We start from the raw sequence: 20,353 nt of genomic DNA on the forward strand, positions 1-20,353 counted from the left end.
CCGGCCAACGACTCCTCGCCCTCGCCACCGCCATCTGGCACAACTGGACCACCGGAGCCGCAATCAAACGATCCCTGATCGCCTACGACCACTGAGAACATCGGACTCAATCATCTAGCGGACGGTGTGGCTTGAGGTTGCCGTCGGCCTCGATTCCCAGGCCATCCAAGCCGAAGGAAACGCGATTCTGCCCGGGCGAAGAGCTCTGGCCCCCCTCGACCTCACGCGATGGCTCACAGGCCGACGAGGTCGGCGTCGCTGTCGCAGCCGTGCTGTTGGCGCATGCGGGTGCCTGGCGGGGGACAGCTGCACTCGACGCCACAGGGTCGGCCTTGTGGGAGCTGGGGCAATGAATGCTCGCGGACAGGCCCCGGCTGCTGACGTTGTCGGTGTGGTGCGGCGCGAGCTGACAGACAGAAGCAGCCCGCTGGACCCGGCGCCTTCCCAGATGAATGCGTCGCCGCCACCTCCGATCACTGATCGGACGTGCAGCCGCCCGCGAAGAAGTGAGGCTTGGCTGACGACGCTGCGGGTGCGCCCACCCGAGGGTGGGCGCACCGGCGTTCACTTCTTGACGCTCTCGCCATCGCCCAGGCAACCGAGAAGACCGCCTCGTGAGGCAGCAGTAGGGATGCTGAGATGATCACGAGGGTCGACAGCTCGCCGGCCGACTGTCGAGGGGGAAGGGATGAGCGGAATACTGACCGGCTTCAGCACGATCGGGGCCATCATCATCCTGGGCGTGGCACTGGGGCACCTCGGCGTCCTCGACGCGCAGGCCCAACGCCTGCTCTCGCGGCTCGCGTTCTACGTGGCGAACCCGGCGCTCATGGTCACCGTGCTGGGCGGACATCTCCACCATCCTCTCGGCAGGGCTTCCCGCATCCCTGGGCGGCGTGGCCATTACGGCCGGCCTGCAGATCGCGGCGTCCCGGTACGTGTGGAAGCGCTCGGCGCCGGAAACGACGATAGGCGCCTTCTGCGCCGCCTATGCCAACGTGGGCAACCTCGGCCTGCCCATTGCCGGTTACGTACTCGGCGATGCCTCACTCGTGGCGCCGATGCTGCTCACCCAACTCCTGGTGCTTCAGCCCGCCGGGCTCACGGCGCTGGACCTCAGCACCGGTGACCGCACCCGGACATGGCGCAGAGTCGTGACGACCCCCTTCACGAACCCGCTGCTGATCGGCTCGCTCGTGGGCGTCCTGTTGGCCCTCGCGGACGTGCGGCTGCCCGCGCCGGTACGGGACCCCCTGGATCTCGTCGGTGGGATGTCGATCCCGGCGATGCTCCTCGCCTATGGACTCTCGCTCCGCTTCGGTCCGCTGCCGGGGAAGGGCGGTCGCCGGGCGCAGACGGGACTCACCGTGTTCCTGAAGCTCGTCGTGCAGCCTCTCACCACGTTCCTGCTGGCCCACTACGCGCTCGGCCTGGACGAGGCAGGTGTCCTCGCGGTGACGGTGATCGCTGCACTGCCCACCGCGCAGAACGTGTTCGTGCACGCCGGCCGGTACGGCGTGGACGTCGTGTTGGCGCGCGACTGCGTCTTCCTCTCCACGGTCCTCTCCGTGCCCGCACTCTTCGCCGTCGCGGCACTCCTGGCGTGAGGGGCGCGGAGCGGGGCGCGTACGCAGGGAGCCTGCTCGATATCCGGAGGCGAGGGCGAAGTGGTGCGTCCGCTGCCGCCGTCGAGTGCGATTTTTGCGCGAGGACAACTTATGGCAACCAGTTGCCGGAACTAATCGGGAAGTGCGGTAATCCTCCGGGCGCGGCCGCACCGCTGAGGAGTCAGCAGTGTTTTGAGGCAAGTTGACGCCATCCGAGGACAGCATGCGCCGCGCTGTGACAACACGGGGACCGGGCGCGCTGTGGCAGCAAGGGAGCAGAGATGGCCGACGGGACGATGACGGTCGACCAGAAGAAGGACCCGTACCTCCTCGACCCCGCCATGGTCAAGGAGCCTCCGAAGAGTTGGCGAGGCGGGCTGCGCTTCCTCGGGCCCGGCATGATCACCAGCGCGGCGGTCGTCGGGTCCGGCGAGTTGCTCACCGCCACCACGCTGGGAGCCGAGGTCGGCTTCATGCTGTTCTGGCTGGTCTTCGTCTCCACCTTCGTCAAGGTGTGGGTGCAGGTGGAGCTGGCTCGCTGGTCCATCTCGACCGGCAAGGTCGCGATCACCGGGTACAACGACGTCCCACCGAAGATCGCCGGTCGCGGCTGGATGGCCTGGCTGGTGCTGCTGATGTTCCTGCAGTTCCTCATCGGGCAGGCCGGCGTGATCGGTGCCGGCGCGCTGGCGTTCTCCACGCTGCTGCCGATCGGTGGCGATCCGTTCTCCACGACCTCGATCGGTGTCTGGGTCCTCATTCTCGTGGTGATCGCGATCGCCATCCATGTGGCGAACCGCTACAAGCTTGTGGAGTCGATCTCCACGGTGCTGGTCGTCCTCGTCACCGCGTTCGCGGTCGTCATGGTGTTCCTCGTCCAGTTCACCGAGTTCCAGTGGAGCGTGGCCGACGTCAGTGACGGGCTACGGTTCCAGGTTTCCGCCGGCTCCATGGGCGTGGCGCTGTCGATGTTCGGGATGACCGGTGTCGGCGCCGGGGAGATCACCGCCTACACCTACTGGTGCGTGGAAAAGGGGTATGCCGCGTGGACGGGCCCGAACGACGGGTCCGAGGCGTGGGTGCGGCGTGCGCGTGGGTGGATCCGGGTGATGAAGCTGGACGCCTGGGTCGCCTGGGTCGTCTACACCATCTCCACCGCGGCGCTTTACATGCTCGGTGCGGCGGTACTGCACCCGCAGCCCGAACTGCGACCCGAGGGGCCCGAGGTGATGGGAGTCATCTCCAACATCTTCACCTCGACGGTCGGCCAGTGGGGCGGCACGGTGTTTCTCGTCGGGGCCGGGGTGGCGCTGTTCAAGACGATCATCGCCAACGTGCCCAGCCTTGGTCGCCAGGTGGGCAACACCCTGTCGGTGTTCGGCGCCTTCGACTGGACCGACATGCGCCAGCGGGACCGGTGGATGCGGGTGATCATGGTCGTGCTGCCCATCACCTGGGGCCTGCTCGCCGTCGCCGTTCAGGCGCCGTTGACCCTCGTCGTCATCGCCGGGATCCTGAACTCCCTTTTCCTCATGGGCGTGGCCATCGCGACCCTCTACCTGTCGCGCACCGAGACGGACCCACGGGTCAAGGACGGGAAGCCGTTCATGGTTCTGCTGGTGATATCGGCCTTCGCGATCTTCGCCGTCGGCTTCATCGGCCTGACGGACATCTGAGCACGAGGAGAACACCCACATGCGCGCTGTCGTTGTTCACGCTGCGAACGACCTGCGGGTCGAGGAAGTACCTGATCCCGAGTGCCGACCTGACCAGGTCCTCGTCGCCATGGAATGGGGCGGCATCTGCGGTTCCGACACGGCCTATTGGAAGAGCGGTATCTCCGGCACCGCCGTGCTGAAGGACCCGCTGATCCTCGGGCACGAGGTGGCCGGGCACGTCGTCGAGGTGGGATCGCGGGTCAGTGGGGTGGAGACGGGACAGCGGGTGACGGTGCACCCCGCGACCCTGGTCGGCAACCACACCGTGCCGGACGAGACCGCCGGCCGGACCAACCTGTGGCCCGAGGTGCGCTACTTCGGGTCCGCCGCTTTCCAGCCCCATGAGCCGGGCGGATTCAGCTCGTTGCGGGCCGTAGGTCCCGAGCAGCTGCGGCCTCTGCCCGATGGGGTGAGCACCAAGGACGGCGCCCTCGCCGAGCCGTTCGGGGTGGCGATCCACGCGGTGCGGCGCGCCGGTGACGTCTCCGGGCGCACGGTCCTCGTCAACGGCTGCGGTCCCATCGGGGCACTCGCCGTCGCGGCTGCCAAGGCGGAGGGTGCGGCCCGGATCTACGCGGCGGACCTGTCCGAGAACGCGCTGCAGGTCGCCCGTGCCATGGGCGCGGACAGCCTGATCCCCCTGGCCGCCGGAGAGTCGCTGCCGGTCGACGTCGAGGTGGCGATCGAGGCCTCCGGCGCGGCGCGAGCGCTCGGCGGTGTGACCTCCGCGGTGCGACGCGGTGGCGTGCTCGTGCAGGTCGGCAACCTCCCTGCCGGTGAAGTCGCCGCCGAGCTGGGCAACATCGTGACGCGGGAGATCGACTACCGCGGCTCCTACCGGTTCGTCGACGAGATCACTGACGCGATCACGCTCATGGACTCCGGAGTGGACGTCTCGCCGCTGATGACCCACAGCTTCGCGCTCGACGACGCGCAGGAGGCCTTCGCCGTGGCAGCGAACCCCAACTCCGGCTCCAGCAAGGTCATGCTCCGGCTGACCTGACGAGTGGTCGTCCCGGGGCGGGAGTCGGGACTGTGAGCGACACTTGCGCCGTTCTCCTGGCGCGGGGCCGGTAATTCCCTGGCGAGACGATGACGGACGACGAGGCCGGGGACCGGGGAGCCAAGGACTGGACGGCTACTGAGCGGCAGGCGTACGCCAACGCGATGAGGGTGCTGCGGAGCTGGTGCGCAGGTGGTCGAAAAAGGGGAGTGCGCCTGCGAGTTGCCCGAGGGGCGCGGTTGATGTCGTGGATGAGGAGCAGGCGGGTCTGTTGTCGTTCCCGACGCAGTTGACCGACAGATGTGATCGAGGTGCCGCGCAGCCCGAGGACGATGACGACGGCTGCAACGAGTGAGCCCGACACTTCGTCGGCCCGGACGGCCGACAAGAGCGCGCTGTCGCGCGACGCGGCGGCCCAGGTGCTCCGCGGTGGCGAGGTCCGCCTTGTGCACGCCCTCGGGTCCCTGGGGGTGTGGCACCGGCAACTTCCAGAAGTCGGCCATGTTCGCCAGCTAGCGCGTGCCCCAAGAGGCACGCGGCTGACCGGTGCCTGGTCCCATCGAACGCCGTCGGCCTGGATCTAGTCAGACGGGCAACCCGAACGAAAAACTACCGCTGCTAGCTACCCGTACCACTCAACTCTCGTAAGGAGTGCCGAGCATGGGGAGCAACAGCACCACGGACGACGCCGCACACCGAAGTACCGAAGACGCCGCACGCCGCAAGCGGATGTCGCGCGTGGCGATAGCGAGTTCAGTCGGGACGACCATCGAGTGGTACGACTTCTTCCTCTACGGCACGATGGCCGCCCTCGTCTTCAGCCAGCTGTTCTTCACCAAGCTCGACTCGGCCACCGGGACCATCGCGTCCTTGGCCACCTTCGCCGCCGGGTTCCTGGCCCGCCCGATAGGCGGCATCGCGTTCGGCTACTTCGGGGACCGGGTGGGGCGGAAGGCGTCGCTGATCGCGTCGCTGACCCTTATGGGCGTCTCGACGTTCCTGATCGGGATCATGCCCACCTACACGTCCATCGGCGTCCTGGCCCCGGTGCTGCTGTCGGTGCTGCGCCTGCTGCAGGGCTTCGCGCTCGGCGGCGAGTGGGCGGGCGCCGCCGCCCTCGCAACCGAGCACGCCGACGACCGCAGACGCGGCTTCTACGGTGGCTGGGTACAGATCGGGTCGTCCGCGGGCAGCGTCCTGGCCACGGCGACCGTTCTGCTCCTCACCACCGTCCTCGACCAGGAGTCCTTCCTCGCGTGGGGCTGGCGGTTGCCCTTCCTGTTCAGCGCCGTCCTGGTCGTCGTCGGCATGTTCATCCGCTTGAAGGTGGAGGAGACACCGGTCTTCCAGCAGATGCAGCGCGAAGGCCGCAACAAGCGACGGGTCCCGCTGGCGGCGGTGCTGCAACGGCAGTGGAGGACTGTGCTGCTCGTGATCGGCATGCACCTTGCCAACACCACGATCGCTTACCTGACCGGTGTGTTCCTGCTGGCGTACGGCACCACGCAGATCGGGATGGAGTCGAGCACCGTCCTGTTGGCGAAGTTCACCTCCGGGCTGCTGCTGATGATCCTGGTCTCGATGCCGGCGGCCGCTCTGGGGGACCGCATCGGACGCCGGCCGGTGTACCTGGCCGGCACGATCGGACTGATCGTCACGGCGTTTCCGGCGTTCTGGCTGTTCGACACCGGCAGCTTTCCGCTGGCACTGCTGGCGATCCTGCTGCTCGGTCTGGCGAACGTGCTGATGTACCAGACCCAGGGCGCGTTCTTCACCGAGATCTTCGATCCCGAAGTGCGCTGCACCGGCGCGGCGCTCGGTGTCCAGGTCGCCACCGTGATCGGTGGTGGCACCGCACCCATCATCGCGACCTGGCTGATCGGGTTCGGGGAGGGCAACTCCTGGCCCGTGGCCGTCTACCTGATCTTCATCGGGCTGGTCTCCACCGTATGCACGCTGCTCGTCAAGGAGAGCCGCCCCGTACCGTCCGCACAGCCCACCGAGACCATCGCGAAGGACACGGTCGCACCCTGACGAGTGCCCGCCCGAACCTGCCGACAGCCAAAACGAGAGGAAGCACAGTGGTGGACGAGCAGCGGACCTTCATCTACCCGGCCAAGATCGTGCGCACCATGGACCCGGCGGTGCCGGAGGCCGAAGCCGTAGCGGTGCGCGGCGACCGCATCCGCGCGATCGGCTCCCTCGCCGAACTGCGCGCCTACCCCGACACCGTGGTGGACGACCGCTACGCCGACGACGTCCTTCTGCCCGGCTTCGTCGAGGCCCACAGCCACGCGGGCTCCGGCGCCATGTGGGAGCACGTCTACGTCGGCCGGTTCGAGCGGACAGACCCGGACGGCCGGCTGTGGCCCGGCTGCGCCACGGTCGCCGACATCCTGGAACGGCTGCGCACAGCCGAGCAGCAGCTGCCCGTCGATCCCGGAGTGCCGCTCCTCGCGTGGGGTCTCGACCCGATCTACTACCCCGGCGAGGCGGTGCTCGCGCGCGAGCTGGACACGGTCTCCACCGCCCGGCCGGTCCATGTCCTGCACGCCAACGGGCACTTGGCCGCAGTCAACTCGGCCGCGCTGAAGGTCGCCGGCGTCGACCGCGACACCCAGGTGGAAGGCGTGGTCAAGCACACCGACGGCACACCCAGCGGGGAACTCCGAGAGTGGGCCGCGATGTCGCTGGTGCAGCGCATCACCGGCGGCGGGATTACCGGCGGCATCACCGCAGAGGCCATCCGCGCCTTCGGCCAGGACGCGGTCAACACAGGCACCACCACGGTGACCGACCTCGGCACACTGCTGCTGACCTCGGACGAGTCGATGACGCCGTACCTGGAGGCGGTGACCGAGGACTTCCCGGCCAGGCTGTCCGTCTTCCACTTCGGCGCGGGCAAGGGCACAGTGGTACCGGCCGAAGCCGCCGCCCGGCTGGTCGAGCTGCGCGAACGCAGTACCGGCAAGCTGCGGATGGGGCATGTCAAGCTCATGCTCGACGGTTCCATCCAGGGTTTCACCGCGCGGCTGCAGGAGCCCGGCTATCTCGACAGCCGGCCCAACGGGATCTGGACCGTCTCGCCTGCAGAGTTCGAGATCGCCCTGGGCGCCTACCACCAGGCCGGTCTGCTGGTCCACGTCCACTGCAACGGCGACCAGGCCACCGAACTCTTCCTGAACACCATGGAGAAGGTCCTCGTCGCACACCCGCGTCCGGACCACCGCCACACCGTCACCCACTCGCAGATGACCACCCCCGCGCAGTACAAGCGGATGGCTGCGCTCGGCGTGTGCGCCAACATCTTCGCCAACCACATCTGGGCATGGGGGGACCAGCACATCGACATCACCGTGGGTCCGGACCGCGCTGCCCGGATGAACGCCGCGGCAACCGCGCTGCGCTGCGGCGTGCCGTTCTCGCTGCACTGCGACACACCGGTCACACCGCTGTCGCCGCTGAAGACGGTGAAGCACGCGGTCACCCGGCGTACCGTGTCGGGCCGCGTCATGGGCGAGCACGAGCGCATCACCGCCGAACAGGCCCTCGAAGCCGTGACGCTCGGCGGGGCGTACCTGCTGAAGATGGACCACCAGGTCGGCTCGCTGGAGCCGGGCAAGTTCGCCGACCTGGCGGTGTTGGGGGCCGACCCGCTGGCGGTCCCGGCCGAGGAGATCGGCGAGATCCCCGTGCGGGGCACGGTCGTCGGCGGTACGCACCACACGCCGACCGTCCACGGGAGCGCCTGAAGTGGCCGCGCGGCTGACCGTCCTCGGCGGCTACCTCGGAGCAGGCAAGACGACCCTGCTCAATGGTCTGCTTGCCGCCGCGGGCGAGGCACGGATTGCCGTCGTGGTCAACGACTTCGGGGCGGTCAACATCGACCGGCGGTTGATCACCTCGGCCACGAGCGACACCGTGGAACTGGCCAACGGCTGTATCTGCTGCAGCCTGCAGGACGACACCTCGGCGGTGATGACCCGCCTGGCCGAGCGCGGCGACCTGGACCACGTGGTGGTGGAGACCAGCGGCGTCGGCGACCCGGCGTCCTTGCGGACCTGGGGCACCTACCCGGGCTTCACCCCCGGCCCCACCGTGGTGTGTGTGGACAGCACCGCCGCCACGCGCCTGCTCTGCGACGAGTTCGTCGGTGACACGGTGGCCCGGCAGCTGACCCGCGCGGACACTGTGGTGCTGACCAAGGCGGACCTGGCCTCACCAGGCCAGCTTGCCGACGCGCGGCGGCACTGCCGTACACACGCGAAGGACGCCTGCATGCTGCAGTCCACCGGCGGCGACGTACACCTCAAGGACCTGCTGCCACCTGCTGCGCCACGCAGCCGGTCTGCAGACGTACGGGACGCACACCGCTCGGTGCATCGCACCGCCTCGGTCACCGGCACTGGCCTGGCGGACCGGCCCGCACTCCTGAAGGCACTGCGAGACCTGCCGGACTCTGTAGTCCGCCTCAAGGGCCTCGTCCGCTGCGCCGACAGCCCACAGGCACGCACGGTGGTCCAGGTCGCCGGCGGGAGACTGTCGGTCACCACCGACGGCGCCTGGCGGGACGCGGACGCGACCACGTTGGTGATCATCACCGCCGGCGACGAAGCAGCCGACACCGTCCTGCGCACGCTGACCGCCCGCCTCACCGAGATCCTGAATCGCTGACCGGGTAAGGGGACGTGCGGAGCCTCGACTTGCCCGCGGTCGCCGCACGAGTGCTGACCCCTACCCGACTGAAGCCGGCGATACCCACGCAGGATCAGGGATGGAGCCCAACTGGCCGTCGTCGTCTGGAGCGCCTGCCCATCCTCTCCTCGACAGGGTGGTCTGCCCACCACACACCACTCGTCGGTCTCGACCTCTTCAGGTCGTGGACCAGGTCGTCCACCCTTCCGCCCGACCTTCGCCTCGTCGGACGAGGCCTTGAGACTTGCCCGTTGGTGGTCGGGTTGCTTCCCGATAGTCGCGGAAGATGCTGTTCTGGCAGGTCACCCGAATGTGGTCGCGGAGCCCTTCGAGGCTCACGTTGCCGACGCGGCCAGATCGTCTGCCGACCCTCTGGTGCGGGCCCGCGCACTACTGACAATCGGTCACACTGCGCCCTGGGGCGGGAGCTTGGCGCGAAGGGCTGCGGTGGGACGACGTTCTCTCTGCTCTCTCGCCTCACGGAAGGTACGCGCTGGAGGAGAACGCACTGCGCTCCCAGTGGCCATGCCTGTCGACAACGGCACCACACGGAAGCCCCTCAGTGGCGGGGCGCTGGCGCCTGTGCTCGCCGCGTTCACTGCGCCGTCGCCTCCCGGCTCTTCACCGGCGCATGTCCAACGCGTCGGTGTCGCCTCGTCGTTGGTCGGCGAGTAGGCCGACTTGGCGAAGGTTGCCGGCGATCGTGCTGTCGCGGTCCAAGGCGCTCAAGCCTAGTGGTTCTGATGTGGGTAGATCACGACTACGTGCAGTTCGTCACCGGCTCGTGGGGCTCGGCACCACCACGCCACGAAGGGTGCTGCGGCTGATCGATGACCCTTCAACGCCAGTTCCTGCGCTGCGCACGATGCAGCCGACGCGACTGACAACGCGAACCTCAACGACGAGTTCCTCATGCCGTTCCAACATAGGCCGTTCGTCCTCGCCAGCGGGTTCGAGGTTGAGGACGTTGGTGAGGGATCGTTGCTGTGCGGGTAGGAGGCCGTTCCACGGCGAGGCGTTGGGCTGGTCCGGCTCCGTCTCAGTCTCCGCCGGAGGGCGGAGGTGCTTCGCACTTCAGGAGGAGCCGACTCAGGGCTGGGCGCGGCAGGCTGGGGTCATGAGCCGGTCAGTGAGGAAACACCAGATCAGTGCGATTGCCGCTTGCCTGGGGGCGCTTGCGTACACCGTGGCGAAGGTGGATCTAGCCCGTCGAGGGGAGGTCGGCATGCCCGGTTTCCCCGCGCCGCTCGGTGCCGCCGACCGTGTCGGGGACGTTGCCGCGGCGCAGTTGGGGAATGCCGGGCTCGGGTTCGGCATGGCGGTGGTGGCGGTGGCTCTGTTGCGGCCTGTCGCGAACCCGGTGCTCCGGTGGGGAGCAATCGGCGTCTCGTGGCTCGGCATTGCCGCGGTGGGAGCGGGAGTTGTGGGGTTCGGCGCGCGGGCGGTGGGCATGGCTCCCGCCCTAGGGGCGCCGCCTTCGCACCTTGTGCCGGCCGTCGCGGCCCTGCTGGTGGGGGCCGTATGGGTGGGCGCCTGGGGCGTCGCCACGGTCGGTGCCATGCGCGGCGCGAGCCGCCCTGAGCGACCGTGAGTTGTATGTGCCGGTGTCCTGAACAGACGATCGGGACCGACGCGGCACGGAGGGCGGCGGCGATTCTTGGGTCACCCCGCCCTTTGCGAGTCCGGAGCAATCAGGATGTGGGCAGCAAGTCCAGCAACTTTCCGGTGGTCAGCGGTGGTTGGGGGATCCCGGCGGCGGCGCCGACCCGAACGCCGGCCGGGGGCAGGACGAAGGTGGTGGCGAGCACGTCGGGCTGGGCGAAGACCTCGGCGGGCGTGCCGTCGAGGAGGACGGCGCCCTGGGCGAGTACGACGATGCGGGTGGCGTGACGGCGGGCGAACTCCACATCGTGGGTGATGGCGATCACCAGCTTGCCGTCGGCTGTGAGATCGTCGACGAGCCGGCCGAGCAGTGCGTTGCCGGGTGCGTCCTGAGCGCCGGTCGGTTCGTCGAGCACGAGCACCGGGGTGTCCATGGCGACGACCGAGGCGACCGCGACCCGCTTACGGGCGGCGAGGCTCAGCTCGGAAGGGTTGCGGTGGCGCAACTCCTGCAAGTCCAGGCGGGCCAGCGCATCGTCCACCAACTGCCGGACCCGGTCTGCCGAGTGGCCCACGTTCTTCGCGCCGAAGGCGACTTCCTCCTCGACGGTGCGCTTGAACAGCTGGTCGTCAGGGTTCTGGAAGGCCAGGCCAACCTGGTGGGCGAGCTGAGCGATCCGATGTTCGCGGGTGTCCAGATCACCGATCAGCACCCGGCCCTCGGTCGGCTTCAGCAGGCCGTTGAGATGCTTGGCCAGTGTGGACTTGCCGGCGCCGTTCTGGCCGAGCAGACAGATGCAGCCGCTGTCCAGCGTGACCTCAAGACCGTCCAGGGCCCGCACCCCGCCCGCGTACACATGGGCGATGTGCTCGGCTCGGACGGGTGTCGTGTCCGCAGCGGAGCTTTCGGCTGCTTCATACGGTTCGGGTGAGACAGGGTCAAGCTCGCCGATCAGGGGCGCCAGTTCGGCTGCGGCCTCGTCCACGCTCAGCGGTACGGGGACGGTGTCCGTGATCGCGCCGCGGCGGCGCAGCTCCAGGCCGATGCGGACCGGCTCAGGGATGGTGACCGGGGCCTCGCGTTCGGCGGCGTGGCGCAGGACAGACCGCGGGTCGCCGTCGGCGGTGATCCGGCCTTCTTCCATGAGGATCAGCCGGTCCGCGTGCGGTGCGTAGGAGGCGACGTCCTGTGAGCAGAGCACGACGGTGATGCCGCGGTCGTGCATACGGGCGATCACCTGGACCACCTCTTCGGAGCCGAGCGGGTCGAGCTGCGACGTCGGTTCATCCAGGACCAGGAGTTTCGGGCGCGAGGCGAGCACGGAGGCGAGCGCGAGACGCTGGCACTGCCCGCCGGACAGGGCCTGCGGATGCCGGTCGGCGAGGTGCCCGATGCCGACGGTGTCCAGGCACTCGCGGACGCGGCTGCGGATCTCGTCGGCGGGGATGCCCAGGTTCTCCAGTGCGTACGCGGCTTCGTCGAAGACGGTGGTGTTGGCGCCGGTCAGCTGGTCGTGCGGGGATTCGAAGACGTAGCCGACCGAGGCGGCGAGGTCCCCGATGGTGGTAGTGGGCAGGTCATGGCCGTCGATGGTTGCGGTGCCGGCGAACGGGCCGTCGAAATGGTGCGGGACGAAGCCCGCGAGAAGGCGGCACAGGGTCGTCTTTCCGGCCCCGCTCGGCCCGATCAGACCGGTGAAGCTGCCCTGTTCGAGGGTGAGTGAGACATCGCGCAGCACGATCTCGTCCGGCTCGGACGGGTAGGCGAATACGGCGTTGTCGATGCGGACGAGGGGGTTGTCGGTCATGTCGGTCAGACCACCTTCAGGGCGAGTGCGGTGAGGAAGAGCAGTCCTGAACTCCACACGGCCATCCGGTCGACGGTGCCGTAGTGTTCCAGCGCGAGGTGGGTGCGCCGGCCTGTACGGGAGAACCCTCGGGCCTCCAGTGCCATGGCGCGGGTGTCCGAGGCGATCAACGCCCCGGTGATCAGCGGGCCGAGCAGCGAGGAGAACGCCTTGATCCGCTGCCCGAGGCCGCCCTTGACGTCCAGGCCTCGTGCCTGTTGGGAGGCGAGGACGGCCTGCGAACGTCGCTGCATATCGGGCACGAATTCGATCGCGGCGAGGATCGCGTAGCCGAACCGGGGCGAGACGCGACGCGCGGCGAGCCCGGCCGTGAGCTGCTTTGGGGTGGTGGTGAGCAGCAGGAGGAAGAAGGTCAGCAGCACGGTCGCGAGTCGGCCCAGGGTCAGGGCGCCGTACAGGACGCCCTCGAGGCCGAAGGCGACCGGTCCGATCGAGATCAGGGTGGTGGTGTTGTCCGGGTTGAACAGGCCCTGGAGGAAGGCGAGGCTGATGCCGAACGGCAGCAGGATCGTCAGGGCGGGGCGGGTCAGTCGCCGGGCGAGACCGGCGGCGGCGGCGGTCAGCGCGACGAGGGCGACGACGGTCCAGACCATCCAGAGCTCGGGTATCAGGAAGACGGTCGCGGAGAGCGAGGCGGCCCAGCTGAGTTTGGTGACCGCGTTGCGACGGTGCAGTAAGCCGTCGCCGGGGACGTAGCCAATCACGGAGATGTCCTGTCAGGAGAGAACGGGGCTCAGCGCGGCAGGGAGAGGCGGCCGAACGGCGGGCGGAAGCGCATCGGAATCGACTTCGCGGCATAGAAGGCCAGCAGCGCGGAGGCGGTCTTGTCGAACGGTTCGACCAGGAAACTCGACTGGAAGACACTGGCGACCAGGCTGGAGCCGAAGGCGGCGAAGGCACCGCGGACCGCGTCGACTCCGTTCCCGGCGACCCCGCCGAACAGGAAGATGCTGATCGGCGCCGTGACAAGGGTGGCGATGAGCATGATCACCAGGCCAGACGCGATCACGCGGGGCACGGACTTGAACATGCCCCAGCGGGCCAGCCAGCCCGCCCCCAGTCCGATGAAGGCGCTGGTGATCGCGTACGGGAGGAGTGTCGGGTTGGCGGTCACCCCGAGCACCAGATTGGTCAGCACGCCGGTCACGGCGCCGACCCAGGGTCCCGCGATGACGCCGGTGAGAGCGGTGCCGATCGAGTCGAGGTAGAGCGGCAGGCGCAGGGTGGTGACCAGGACGCCGCCGACGACGTTGATGCCGACTCCGACCGGGATCAGCGCCCACGCGCGAGTGGTCAACTGGGACTTCAGCCCCGGGAATCTGTGGGCCTGCAGACCGAAACCGGGTGGCGGCGTGAACTCCGCACCGTCCTGGGCCGGTCGGCGCACGGTGAGCATGATTGGTACCTCCGAGGTGGGCGGGAGACGTCAGACGCTGGGGCGGAGCAGCAAGGTCTCGGTGAAGTGAGTGCTGAAGTCGCGGGGGCCGGTGCCCAGCGCGACGCGGCCGGTGTGCTTCGTGCGGGCCGCGACGGCGGGTGGGTAGTCGTAGCTGCGGTTCGCTTCCGCGGATATGAACACGGTCTGACCGCAGGTCAGTTGGCTTGCGCATTCCACGATGACGGTGCCGGTCTCCGCGGTGATGAAGGACTCGTCGGCCGCGACGCCGACGGCGAGTGGGTCGTGCAGCGCGGCGGTGTCCTCGCCGGTGTGGTCCTCGTACGACTTCAGATACGCGCGCATCAGACGGGTCGTCAGTTCCTGACCGGGGCCCGCGGCTTCAAGCCTGCGCAGGTCCTCCCGGTTGAAACGCCAGCGGTTCGTGGCATCCAGGCCGACCATGGTGTAGGGGATACCGCTGGAGACGACGATGTCGGCGGCGTCCGGGTCGGCCCAGATGTTGAACTCGGCGACGGGGTTCGTGTTGCCCGGCACCCGGGCGGCGCCGCCCATGAACACCAGCTTGCGCACCCGGTGCGCGAACCGGGGGTCAAGGAGCAGCGCGGCGGCCACATTGGTCAGCGGGCCGATGGCGACGACGGTCAACTCGCCGTCGTACTCCTTCGACAGCCGCACCAGCGCGGAGGCGGCGCACTCGGTCTGCTCGGGTGCGGTGGAGTCGGGCAGCACCTCGGTGCCCAGTCCGGTCGGGCCGTGGAAGTCGGCGGAGAACTCGACCCGGCTGATGGGACGGCCGGCGCCGCGGTGGACGGGGACCTCACCATCGATGCCGAAGGCTCGGGCCAGACTGCGGGCGTTACGGAACGTCTGCTCCACGGGGACGTTGCCGCCTACGGCGAGGTAGGCCTTCAGATCCCACAGTCCGGTGCCGAGCAGGTACTGCAGCGCCACGGCGTCGTCGAGGCCGGGGTCACTGTCGAGGACGATCGGGGCAAGTGCCACTGCGTGTCTCCCTGAGGGTGGAGTTGGCGGACGCACTCATGGATGGGCTGACTGAGCTTCATCGATGAAGGGGTGGACTTGAGTTGGGAAATCGATATCCGAAAGCTCGCCCAAATACCCGGCCGTGGTCAAGGGGCGCGCTGCGTAAAATCCAGAACACACAAGGACCTTGGCGACACAGACACCTGCTGATAACGTTTTCCATCCTGTAGTGCAGCGAGGTGCTCGGGCTGTCCACTCCGGGCCTTGGACCGAGCGGAGGAAAAGACGGTGGCCGACGTCACTTTGAAAGACGTGGCCCGCGTATCGGGCTGCTCCGTGGCGACCGTGTCCCGGGTGCTGGCCGGTACCCGTCCGGTGGGCGCGGAGGTGGCGCACCGCGTGCGGGCCGCGGCCGAGAGCCTCGGTTATCGGCCCAACCAGGTCGCCCGCGCCCTGCGCAATCGCTCCACCGGCACCATCGGCCTGGTGCTGCCGCAGATCACGAACCCGTTCTTCCCCGTCCTCGTGCGAGAGGTCGAGCACGCCCTGCACGCCGGGGGCCGCGCCCTGCTTCTCGCCGACTGCGACGACGATCCGGCGACCGAGGCGAACCGGATCACCGCCCTCCTGGACCGGCAGGTGGACGCGCTGCTGGTCATCCCCGTCGACGAAACACACAGCCGCGACGCCGTCGCGCTCGCGGAGTCCCGGGTGCCGCTGGTCATGCTGGACCGCGTCTGCGGTCCCGGGATCGCAGACGCGGTGGCCGTCGACAATGCCGCCGGCGTGGGCCTCGTCCTGGACCACCTGGCCGGCACAGGGCGTCGCCGCTTCTGCTTCCTGGGCGCCGCCGGCACCGCCTCCACGGCCGTTGAGCGGCGCATGGCCTACGAGGCCGGAGTCGCCGCCCTGGACCCGCAGGCTCCCGGCCGCACCGAACTCGGCGACTTCTCCTTGGAGTGGGGGCGCGCCGCAGCGGAGCGGATCTGGCCCGCCCGCCCGGACGCCGTCATCTGCGGCAACGACCTCATCGCGGTCGGAGCGGTGCAACGCCTTCGACAACTCGGCGCGGACGTGCCCGGCGATGTCGCCGTCACCGGCTTCGACGACATCCCCATGGCGAGCCTGGCCGAACCGAATCTGACCACGGTCCGCCAGCCCGCCGCCGCAGTGGCAGCCGAAGCACTCCGGCTCCTCGACCAGCGGCTCGCCGGCAGAACCACGGAGGCACACCAGTTCGTCCGGCTCGCACCCGAACTCGTCGTACGCGCCTCCAGCATCCGCCGTGCCACCCCGCCCGGGACCAGTCCCAGCGGCACTGCAGAGGCACACCTGAACCTTCCCCTTGATCGTGGACACCTGGAGACTGGGACCTGAGGTTCCAGAGGAAGTAGCACCAGGTGGGAAGCAAGTACACGAAGCGGTACACCGAGGAGTTCAAGCGGGACGCGATCGCGCTCGTCGACTCTTCGGGCAAGACGGTCACGGCGGTCGCCCGGGAACTCGGCATCAGCTCCGAGTCCCTGCGCGGCTGGTATCGCCGCGCCAAGACAGATCGGGGCGAGGGCTCTCCGGGCGAGCTCACCACGGCCGAGCGCGAGGAGCTCAAGCGGCTGCGCAGGCAGAACGCCGAACAGGCCCAGACGATCGAGGTGCTGCGAAAAGCCGCGGTCTTCTTCGCGAAGGAGAGCGATCGGTGAACGACACGTACGCGTTCATCGAGGCGGAGAAGACCACCCACGGCATTGCTTTCCTCTGCAGGCTGCTGAAGGTGGCCCGCTCCTCGTTCTACGCCTGGCTCGCCACCGCCAGGACCCGATCGGTCCGCAAGGCCGCCGACGAGGCCCTGGTGCACGAGATCACGGTTATCCACGTCGGCTCACGCCAGACCTACGGAGTCCCACGCATCCATGCCGAACTGCGGCGCCTGGGGCGACGCGTGAACCGCAAGCGGGTCGCCCGCCTGATGCGCGAGCACGGTATCCAGGGAGCCCATCGCCGCAAGAGGCGGTCGCTGACCCGGCCGGACAGGAAGGCGAAGCCGGCGCCGGACCTGATCGGCCGCGATTTCCACGCCGAGATCCCCGGCACGAAGCTGGTCGGCGACATCACCTGCCTCCCGACCGCCGAGGGCTGGCTCTACCTCGCCTGCTGGCTGGACCTGGCCACCCGCGAGGTCGTCGGCTACTCGATGGCCGATCATCACCGCGCAGACCTGGTCGTGGATGCCCTGAAGATGGCCGTCGGCAGTGGGCGGCTCCGAGCCGGCTGCATAGCGCATTCGGACCGCGGCAGCGAATACACCAGCAGCCAATTCCGCCGTGAAATACGTGAGTTGAACCTCCGGCAAAGCTGCGGACGCACCGGATCATGCTTCGATAACGCCGCCGCGGAGAGTTTCTGGGCCCTGCTCAAGGAAGAGATCGGCACCAGAGTCTGGCCCGACCGGGCCACCGCCCGCGCCGACGTCTTCGACACGTTCTATAACCGCCGCCGATTGCGCAAGCACAAGATCTTCGGCTACCTCACCCCAGCCGAGACCCGGCAACGGCACCAACACGACCTCGCAGCATAGAGATCAAGTGTCCAAGATCACGGGGAAGCTTCACGAGCTCGAGTACACCGTCGCTCGCCTCACCGGCGCGCTGAGGTACCTCGAGGAGGGCAACGTGCCCACGGCCATGGGATATGTGTACTGCGGCTGCCTTGTGAACCTTGCACCCGCCATCAACTCGTCGTCAGTTCGCCTTGTACGCTCCTCGAGGCCAGAGCCAGGCTGGCAATGGCCGTCGGGCTGCACGGGGTTATGGAGGGGCAACAGTTGAAGATCACGAGACTCTGGTCCGCGACGGGAGTCGCGGCTCTGACGGGCGCCTTGCTCCTCACTTCAGCCCCATCGGCATCGGCCGACTATATCCGTGACAAGCAGTGGACCTTGGATGCCTTTGATATCGAGGCGATCTGGGAACAGTCACGAGGTCGAGGCGTGACCGTCGCCGTGGTTGATACAGGTGTGCAAGTTGACCATCCGGACTTGAAGGGCCAGGTCGTCAAGGGCTTGGACGCCAGAGAAGGTGGATCCAATCCTGAGATCGACTCGAATGGTCATGGGACCCGGATGGCCAGCCTTATCGCGGGCCACGGACATGGACCTGCAAATTCAGATGGGGTCGTGGGGCTAGCGCCCGAGTCGAAAATCATGCCCATTCGTGCCTCGGACGGCGGGGAGGGAGGTTTTGAAGAGGGGGTATGGGCTAAAGGGGTTCGCTATGCGGTGGATAATGGTGCGAAGGTAATCAACCTCTCTATCGGTGATTCCCACGGAACCGAAGGTACCGCTGGTGCTGAGGCGATTGCTTACGCGCAGTCGAAAGATGTAGTCGTCGTCGCATCTGCTGGAAACGATGGCATCGGAATGCTGGAGTTCCCCGCGAAAACCCCTGGTGTCGTCTCCGTGGGCGCCGTTGATGAGTCACGCAACCTCTGGGAAAACTCAAACTATGGTAAGGGGATGACGCTACTTGCCCCGGGTGAAAACATTGTGGCAGCAGATCCCACCATTCCGAGCGGCTACTCGGAAGGCGACGGCACGTCTGACTCGACTGCCTTTGTGTCGGCCACGGCTGCCCTGATCCGCGCCAAGTACCCGGACCTCACCGCCGGCCAGGTAATCAACCGCATGATCAAGTCGACCACCTTCCTCGACCATAACGTCGAGAAGGTGCCCGACGAGCATTTCGGCTACGGCATACTCCGCCCCAACAAGGCCCTGCGGATGGACATCCCCGCTGGCCCGAAAGCAGGCCCCCTGCCTCAGGCCCCCTCGGACGAGCCCTCCGAGCCGAGCACTAACGACACCTCGCCCCCCAAGGCCGACGACGGGGACATGCTCAGTCCTTCCACGATTCTGCTGATCGCTGGGATCGTCTTCCTTCTTGGAGCCGTCGGTGTCATCTTCCTGATCGCCCGTGTTCGCAACACACGGAGTCGTGGTCCAGGTGCCGGCAGTCCAATGCCCGGTGGGGGATTCCAGCAGTACCCCGGTCCGATGCCGAATCAGCCTGGCCCGTATTCGCAGCACCCACCGCAAAATCGCTAGAGTCTTTCTATAGGGTGCTCCGAGATTGGAGCGCCCCTAGCGTTTCTACGAGGGTGGTCTGCCCAGGGTGCTTCATGGGTTGATAGAGGTGAGGCGCGAGGCCTGTGAGTCCACCGTCGTCCATTACGCCCCGGCTTCGTAACAGGCCTGGGCTGGCGGGCACTCGACACCCGCCGGTTCGGCAGGCGACGGATCACGAACGGCACCCGACGACAGTCTCGATTCAACTCCGTCCCTACGACCGTGATGATCCGCCCAGACGTTGTCAGTAGGCCAGGATCGACCAGAACACGCCCACTTCTTCGTCACTGACCACGATCAGCCCCAGGCCCCCAAACAGGTCCAGGCCGTTGAGGTACTCGCTGGTGAGGAAGCTGCACTGGGATTCAGTGCTCTGGAGGCCCGCTGCGATGAAGTCCGGGGACGGGTCGGAGGCGGCGGCTGTCGCGTTGGTCCAGTAGCGCGCGGTGGGCCCGTACCGGTCGAGGAGGGTTCGGGCATCCGCCAGCACGGCGTCCCGGTCGGGGCGGGAGCGCACAGGGGCGGGTTCCAGGCGCCATTGCTCGGTCATGATGGCGAGCGCGGCTACTGCCGCCTCCGCTTCCAGGGGGTACAGGCGGCCGGGCAGCTCTGCCGCGTCCGGAGGGTCGAACGGGTATGCAGGAACGATGTCACGGGCGTCGTTGTGACGGTCTCCGTCCAGCCGGACCCAGCCCCGAGGGTCGGGGACCGACCGGTGCAGCACAGCGCGGACGTCGTGCGCCCAGGCCTCACACCGTCGAGGGCCGGTAGCCACGAAGGGGTACGCGTTGTCGAGCAGCCGCAGCGCCGCCGCGTTCCAGGGACAGCGACGGGAGCGGAACTCGGTCAGAAGGTCGCTGACTTGACGGACATAGGCATGCCGCGGCTCGGAGGGGATGTGCCGGAGTTGCTCAAGGGCCCAGCCGACCAGCTCACCCCCTCCCGCTGCCGCGATGCGGTCCGGCTCCTGCGCGGACGGGAGGTCCATTCCTTCCCAAAGGGCATCTTGTAGCGCCTCAAGGTGCGCGTCGAGCAGATCCAGGGCGGTTCGGTCTGTGGGCAGGGGCATCTCGTCACTCTAGGCCCGTCGACCATTGGCCCCGTGCAAGCCCATGGTGGCCGTTCCCACGAATGCAGCCTGCTCACCGCGCTCTTCGCTTCCCGACCTCTCACCAGCGCATGCCCAACTTGTCGAGGGCCGCTCGCTGTTGGTCGGTGAGTAGGCTGGCTTGGCGAAGGTGGCTGGCAGTTGCGATGTCTCTGTCCAGGGCGCTCAGGCGTGGTGGGTTCTGATGTGGGTCGATCACTACTGCGTGCAGTTCGTCGCCGACTTGTGGGGACTCGGAGTCACCGTGCC

General features: G+C 67.9%; 16 protein-coding genes and 2 pseudogenes. 12 read left to right on the top strand and 6 right to left on the bottom strand.

What is annotated here, in order from left to right; all coding sequences use genetic code 11:
- From RCO28_RS38490 to RCO28_RS38505, 4 genes and pseudogenes are all read left to right on the top strand, one after another.
- Positions 1-95, top strand: a pseudogene (locus RCO28_RS38490) (IS982 family transposase); the annotation flags it as partial.
- A gap of 801 nt (positions 96-896) precedes the next feature.
- Complete coding sequence (locus RCO28_RS38495; protein WP_308946058.1) at positions 897-1,607, top strand: AEC family transporter; 711 nt, start codon at positions 897-899, stop codon at positions 1,605-1,607.
- A 281-nt stretch (positions 1,608-1,888) separates the two neighbouring features.
- Positions 1,889-3,283, top strand: coding sequence for an Nramp family divalent metal transporter (locus RCO28_RS38500; RefSeq protein WP_308946059.1), 1,395 nt, complete (start codon positions 1,889-1,891; stop codon positions 3,281-3,283).
- Between the two features lie 19 nt (positions 3,284-3,302).
- Positions 3,303-4,328, top strand: coding sequence for an L-idonate 5-dehydrogenase (locus tag RCO28_RS38505; protein ID WP_308946060.1), 1,026 nt, complete (start codon positions 3,303-3,305; stop codon positions 4,326-4,328).
- A gap of 377 nt (positions 4,329-4,705) precedes the next feature.
- Here the strand turns inward: RCO28_RS38505 and RCO28_RS39575 are convergent.
- Positions 4,706-4,795 (bottom strand): annotated as a pseudogene (locus RCO28_RS39575) (NADPH-dependent FMN reductase); the annotation flags it as partial.
- Between the two features lie 193 nt (positions 4,796-4,988).
- Here RCO28_RS39575 and RCO28_RS38510 point away from each other — a divergent pair.
- The 4 genes from RCO28_RS38510 (at position 4,989) to RCO28_RS38525 (ending at position 10,614) form a co-directional block, all read left to right on the top strand.
- Positions 4,989-6,362 carry an MFS transporter gene (locus RCO28_RS38510; RefSeq protein ID WP_308946061.1) on the top strand — a complete coding sequence of 458 codons (1,374 nt, stop codon included), beginning with the start codon at positions 4,989-4,991 and terminating at the stop codon, positions 6,360-6,362.
- Between the two features lie 50 nt (positions 6,363-6,412).
- Positions 6,413-8,080 carry an amidohydrolase gene (locus RCO28_RS38515; protein ID WP_308946062.1) on the top strand — a complete coding sequence of 556 codons (1,668 nt, stop codon included), beginning with the start codon at positions 6,413-6,415 and terminating at the stop codon, positions 8,078-8,080.
- 1 nt (position 8,081) lies between these two features.
- Complete coding sequence (locus RCO28_RS38520; protein ID WP_308946063.1) at positions 8,082-9,002, top strand: GTP-binding protein; 921 nt, start codon at positions 8,082-8,084, stop codon at positions 9,000-9,002.
- Between the two features lie 1,138 nt (positions 9,003-10,140).
- Positions 10,141-10,614 carry a hypothetical protein gene (locus RCO28_RS38525; protein ID WP_308946064.1) on the top strand — a complete coding sequence of 158 codons (474 nt, stop codon included), beginning with the start codon at positions 10,141-10,143 and terminating at the stop codon, positions 10,612-10,614.
- 100 nt (positions 10,615-10,714) lie between these two features.
- Here the strand turns inward: RCO28_RS38525 and RCO28_RS38530 are convergent, their stop codons facing one another.
- From RCO28_RS38530 to RCO28_RS38545, 4 genes are read right to left on the bottom strand one after another with little or no spacing between them, the layout of a single operon-like run.
- Positions 10,715-12,433, bottom strand: coding sequence for an ABC transporter ATP-binding protein (locus RCO28_RS38530; RefSeq protein WP_308946065.1), 1,719 nt, complete (start codon positions 12,431-12,433; stop codon positions 10,715-10,717).
- A gap of 5 nt (positions 12,434-12,438) precedes the next feature.
- On the bottom strand, positions 12,439-13,197 hold the full coding sequence (locus RCO28_RS38535) for an energy-coupling factor transporter transmembrane component T (protein WP_308946066.1): 759 nt from the start codon (positions 13,195-13,197) through the stop codon (positions 12,439-12,441).
- Positions 13,198-13,226: 29 nt separating this feature from the next.
- Positions 13,227-13,889: an ECF transporter S component gene (locus tag RCO28_RS38540; protein ID WP_308946067.1), complete on the bottom strand. Its 663-nt coding sequence runs from the start codon at positions 13,887-13,889 to the stop codon at positions 13,227-13,229.
- Positions 13,890-13,919: 30 nt separating this feature from the next.
- Positions 13,920-14,894, bottom strand: a complete 975-nt coding sequence (locus RCO28_RS38545) for a nucleoside hydrolase (RefSeq protein WP_308946068.1) — start codon at positions 14,892-14,894, stop codon at positions 13,920-13,922.
- Positions 14,895-15,164: 270 nt separating this feature from the next.
- On the opposite strand from RCO28_RS38545, the gene RCO28_RS38550 reads away from it, so the two are divergent.
- From RCO28_RS38550 to mycP, 4 genes are all read left to right on the top strand, one after another.
- Complete coding sequence (locus RCO28_RS38550; protein WP_308946069.1) at positions 15,165-16,253, top strand: LacI family DNA-binding transcriptional regulator; 1,089 nt, start codon at positions 15,165-15,167, stop codon at positions 16,251-16,253.
- A 23-nt stretch (positions 16,254-16,276) separates the two neighbouring features.
- A complete protein-coding gene (locus tag RCO28_RS38555; RefSeq protein ID WP_308946070.1) occupies positions 16,277-16,576 on the top strand; it encodes a transposase in 300 nt (99 codons plus the stop codon).
- Positions 16,573-17,451 carry an IS3 family transposase gene (locus tag RCO28_RS38560; protein ID WP_308946072.1) on the top strand — a complete coding sequence of 293 codons (879 nt, stop codon included), beginning with the start codon at positions 16,573-16,575 and terminating at the stop codon, positions 17,449-17,451. The genes RCO28_RS38555 and RCO28_RS38560 overlap by 4 nt, the downstream gene beginning before the upstream one ends.
- Before the next feature lie 207 nt (positions 17,452-17,658).
- The gene (gene mycP, locus RCO28_RS38565; RefSeq protein WP_308946073.1) at positions 17,659-18,975 is read left to right on the top strand and encodes a type VII secretion-associated serine protease mycosin; all 1,317 of its coding nucleotides are present in this window, start codon (positions 17,659-17,661) and stop codon (positions 18,973-18,975) included.
- Between the two features lie 265 nt (positions 18,976-19,240).
- Here mycP and RCO28_RS38570 read toward each other — a convergent pair whose 3' ends face one another.
- A complete protein-coding gene (locus RCO28_RS38570; protein WP_308946074.1) occupies positions 19,241-20,065 on the bottom strand; it encodes a hypothetical protein in 825 nt (274 codons plus the stop codon).
- Between the last annotated feature and the right edge of the window lie 288 nt (positions 20,066-20,353).

Origin of the sequence: Streptomyces sp. LHD-70 (assembly GCF_031157275.1) — a bacterium.
GTDB lineage: Bacteria > Actinomycetota > Actinomycetes > Streptomycetales > Streptomycetaceae > Streptomyces.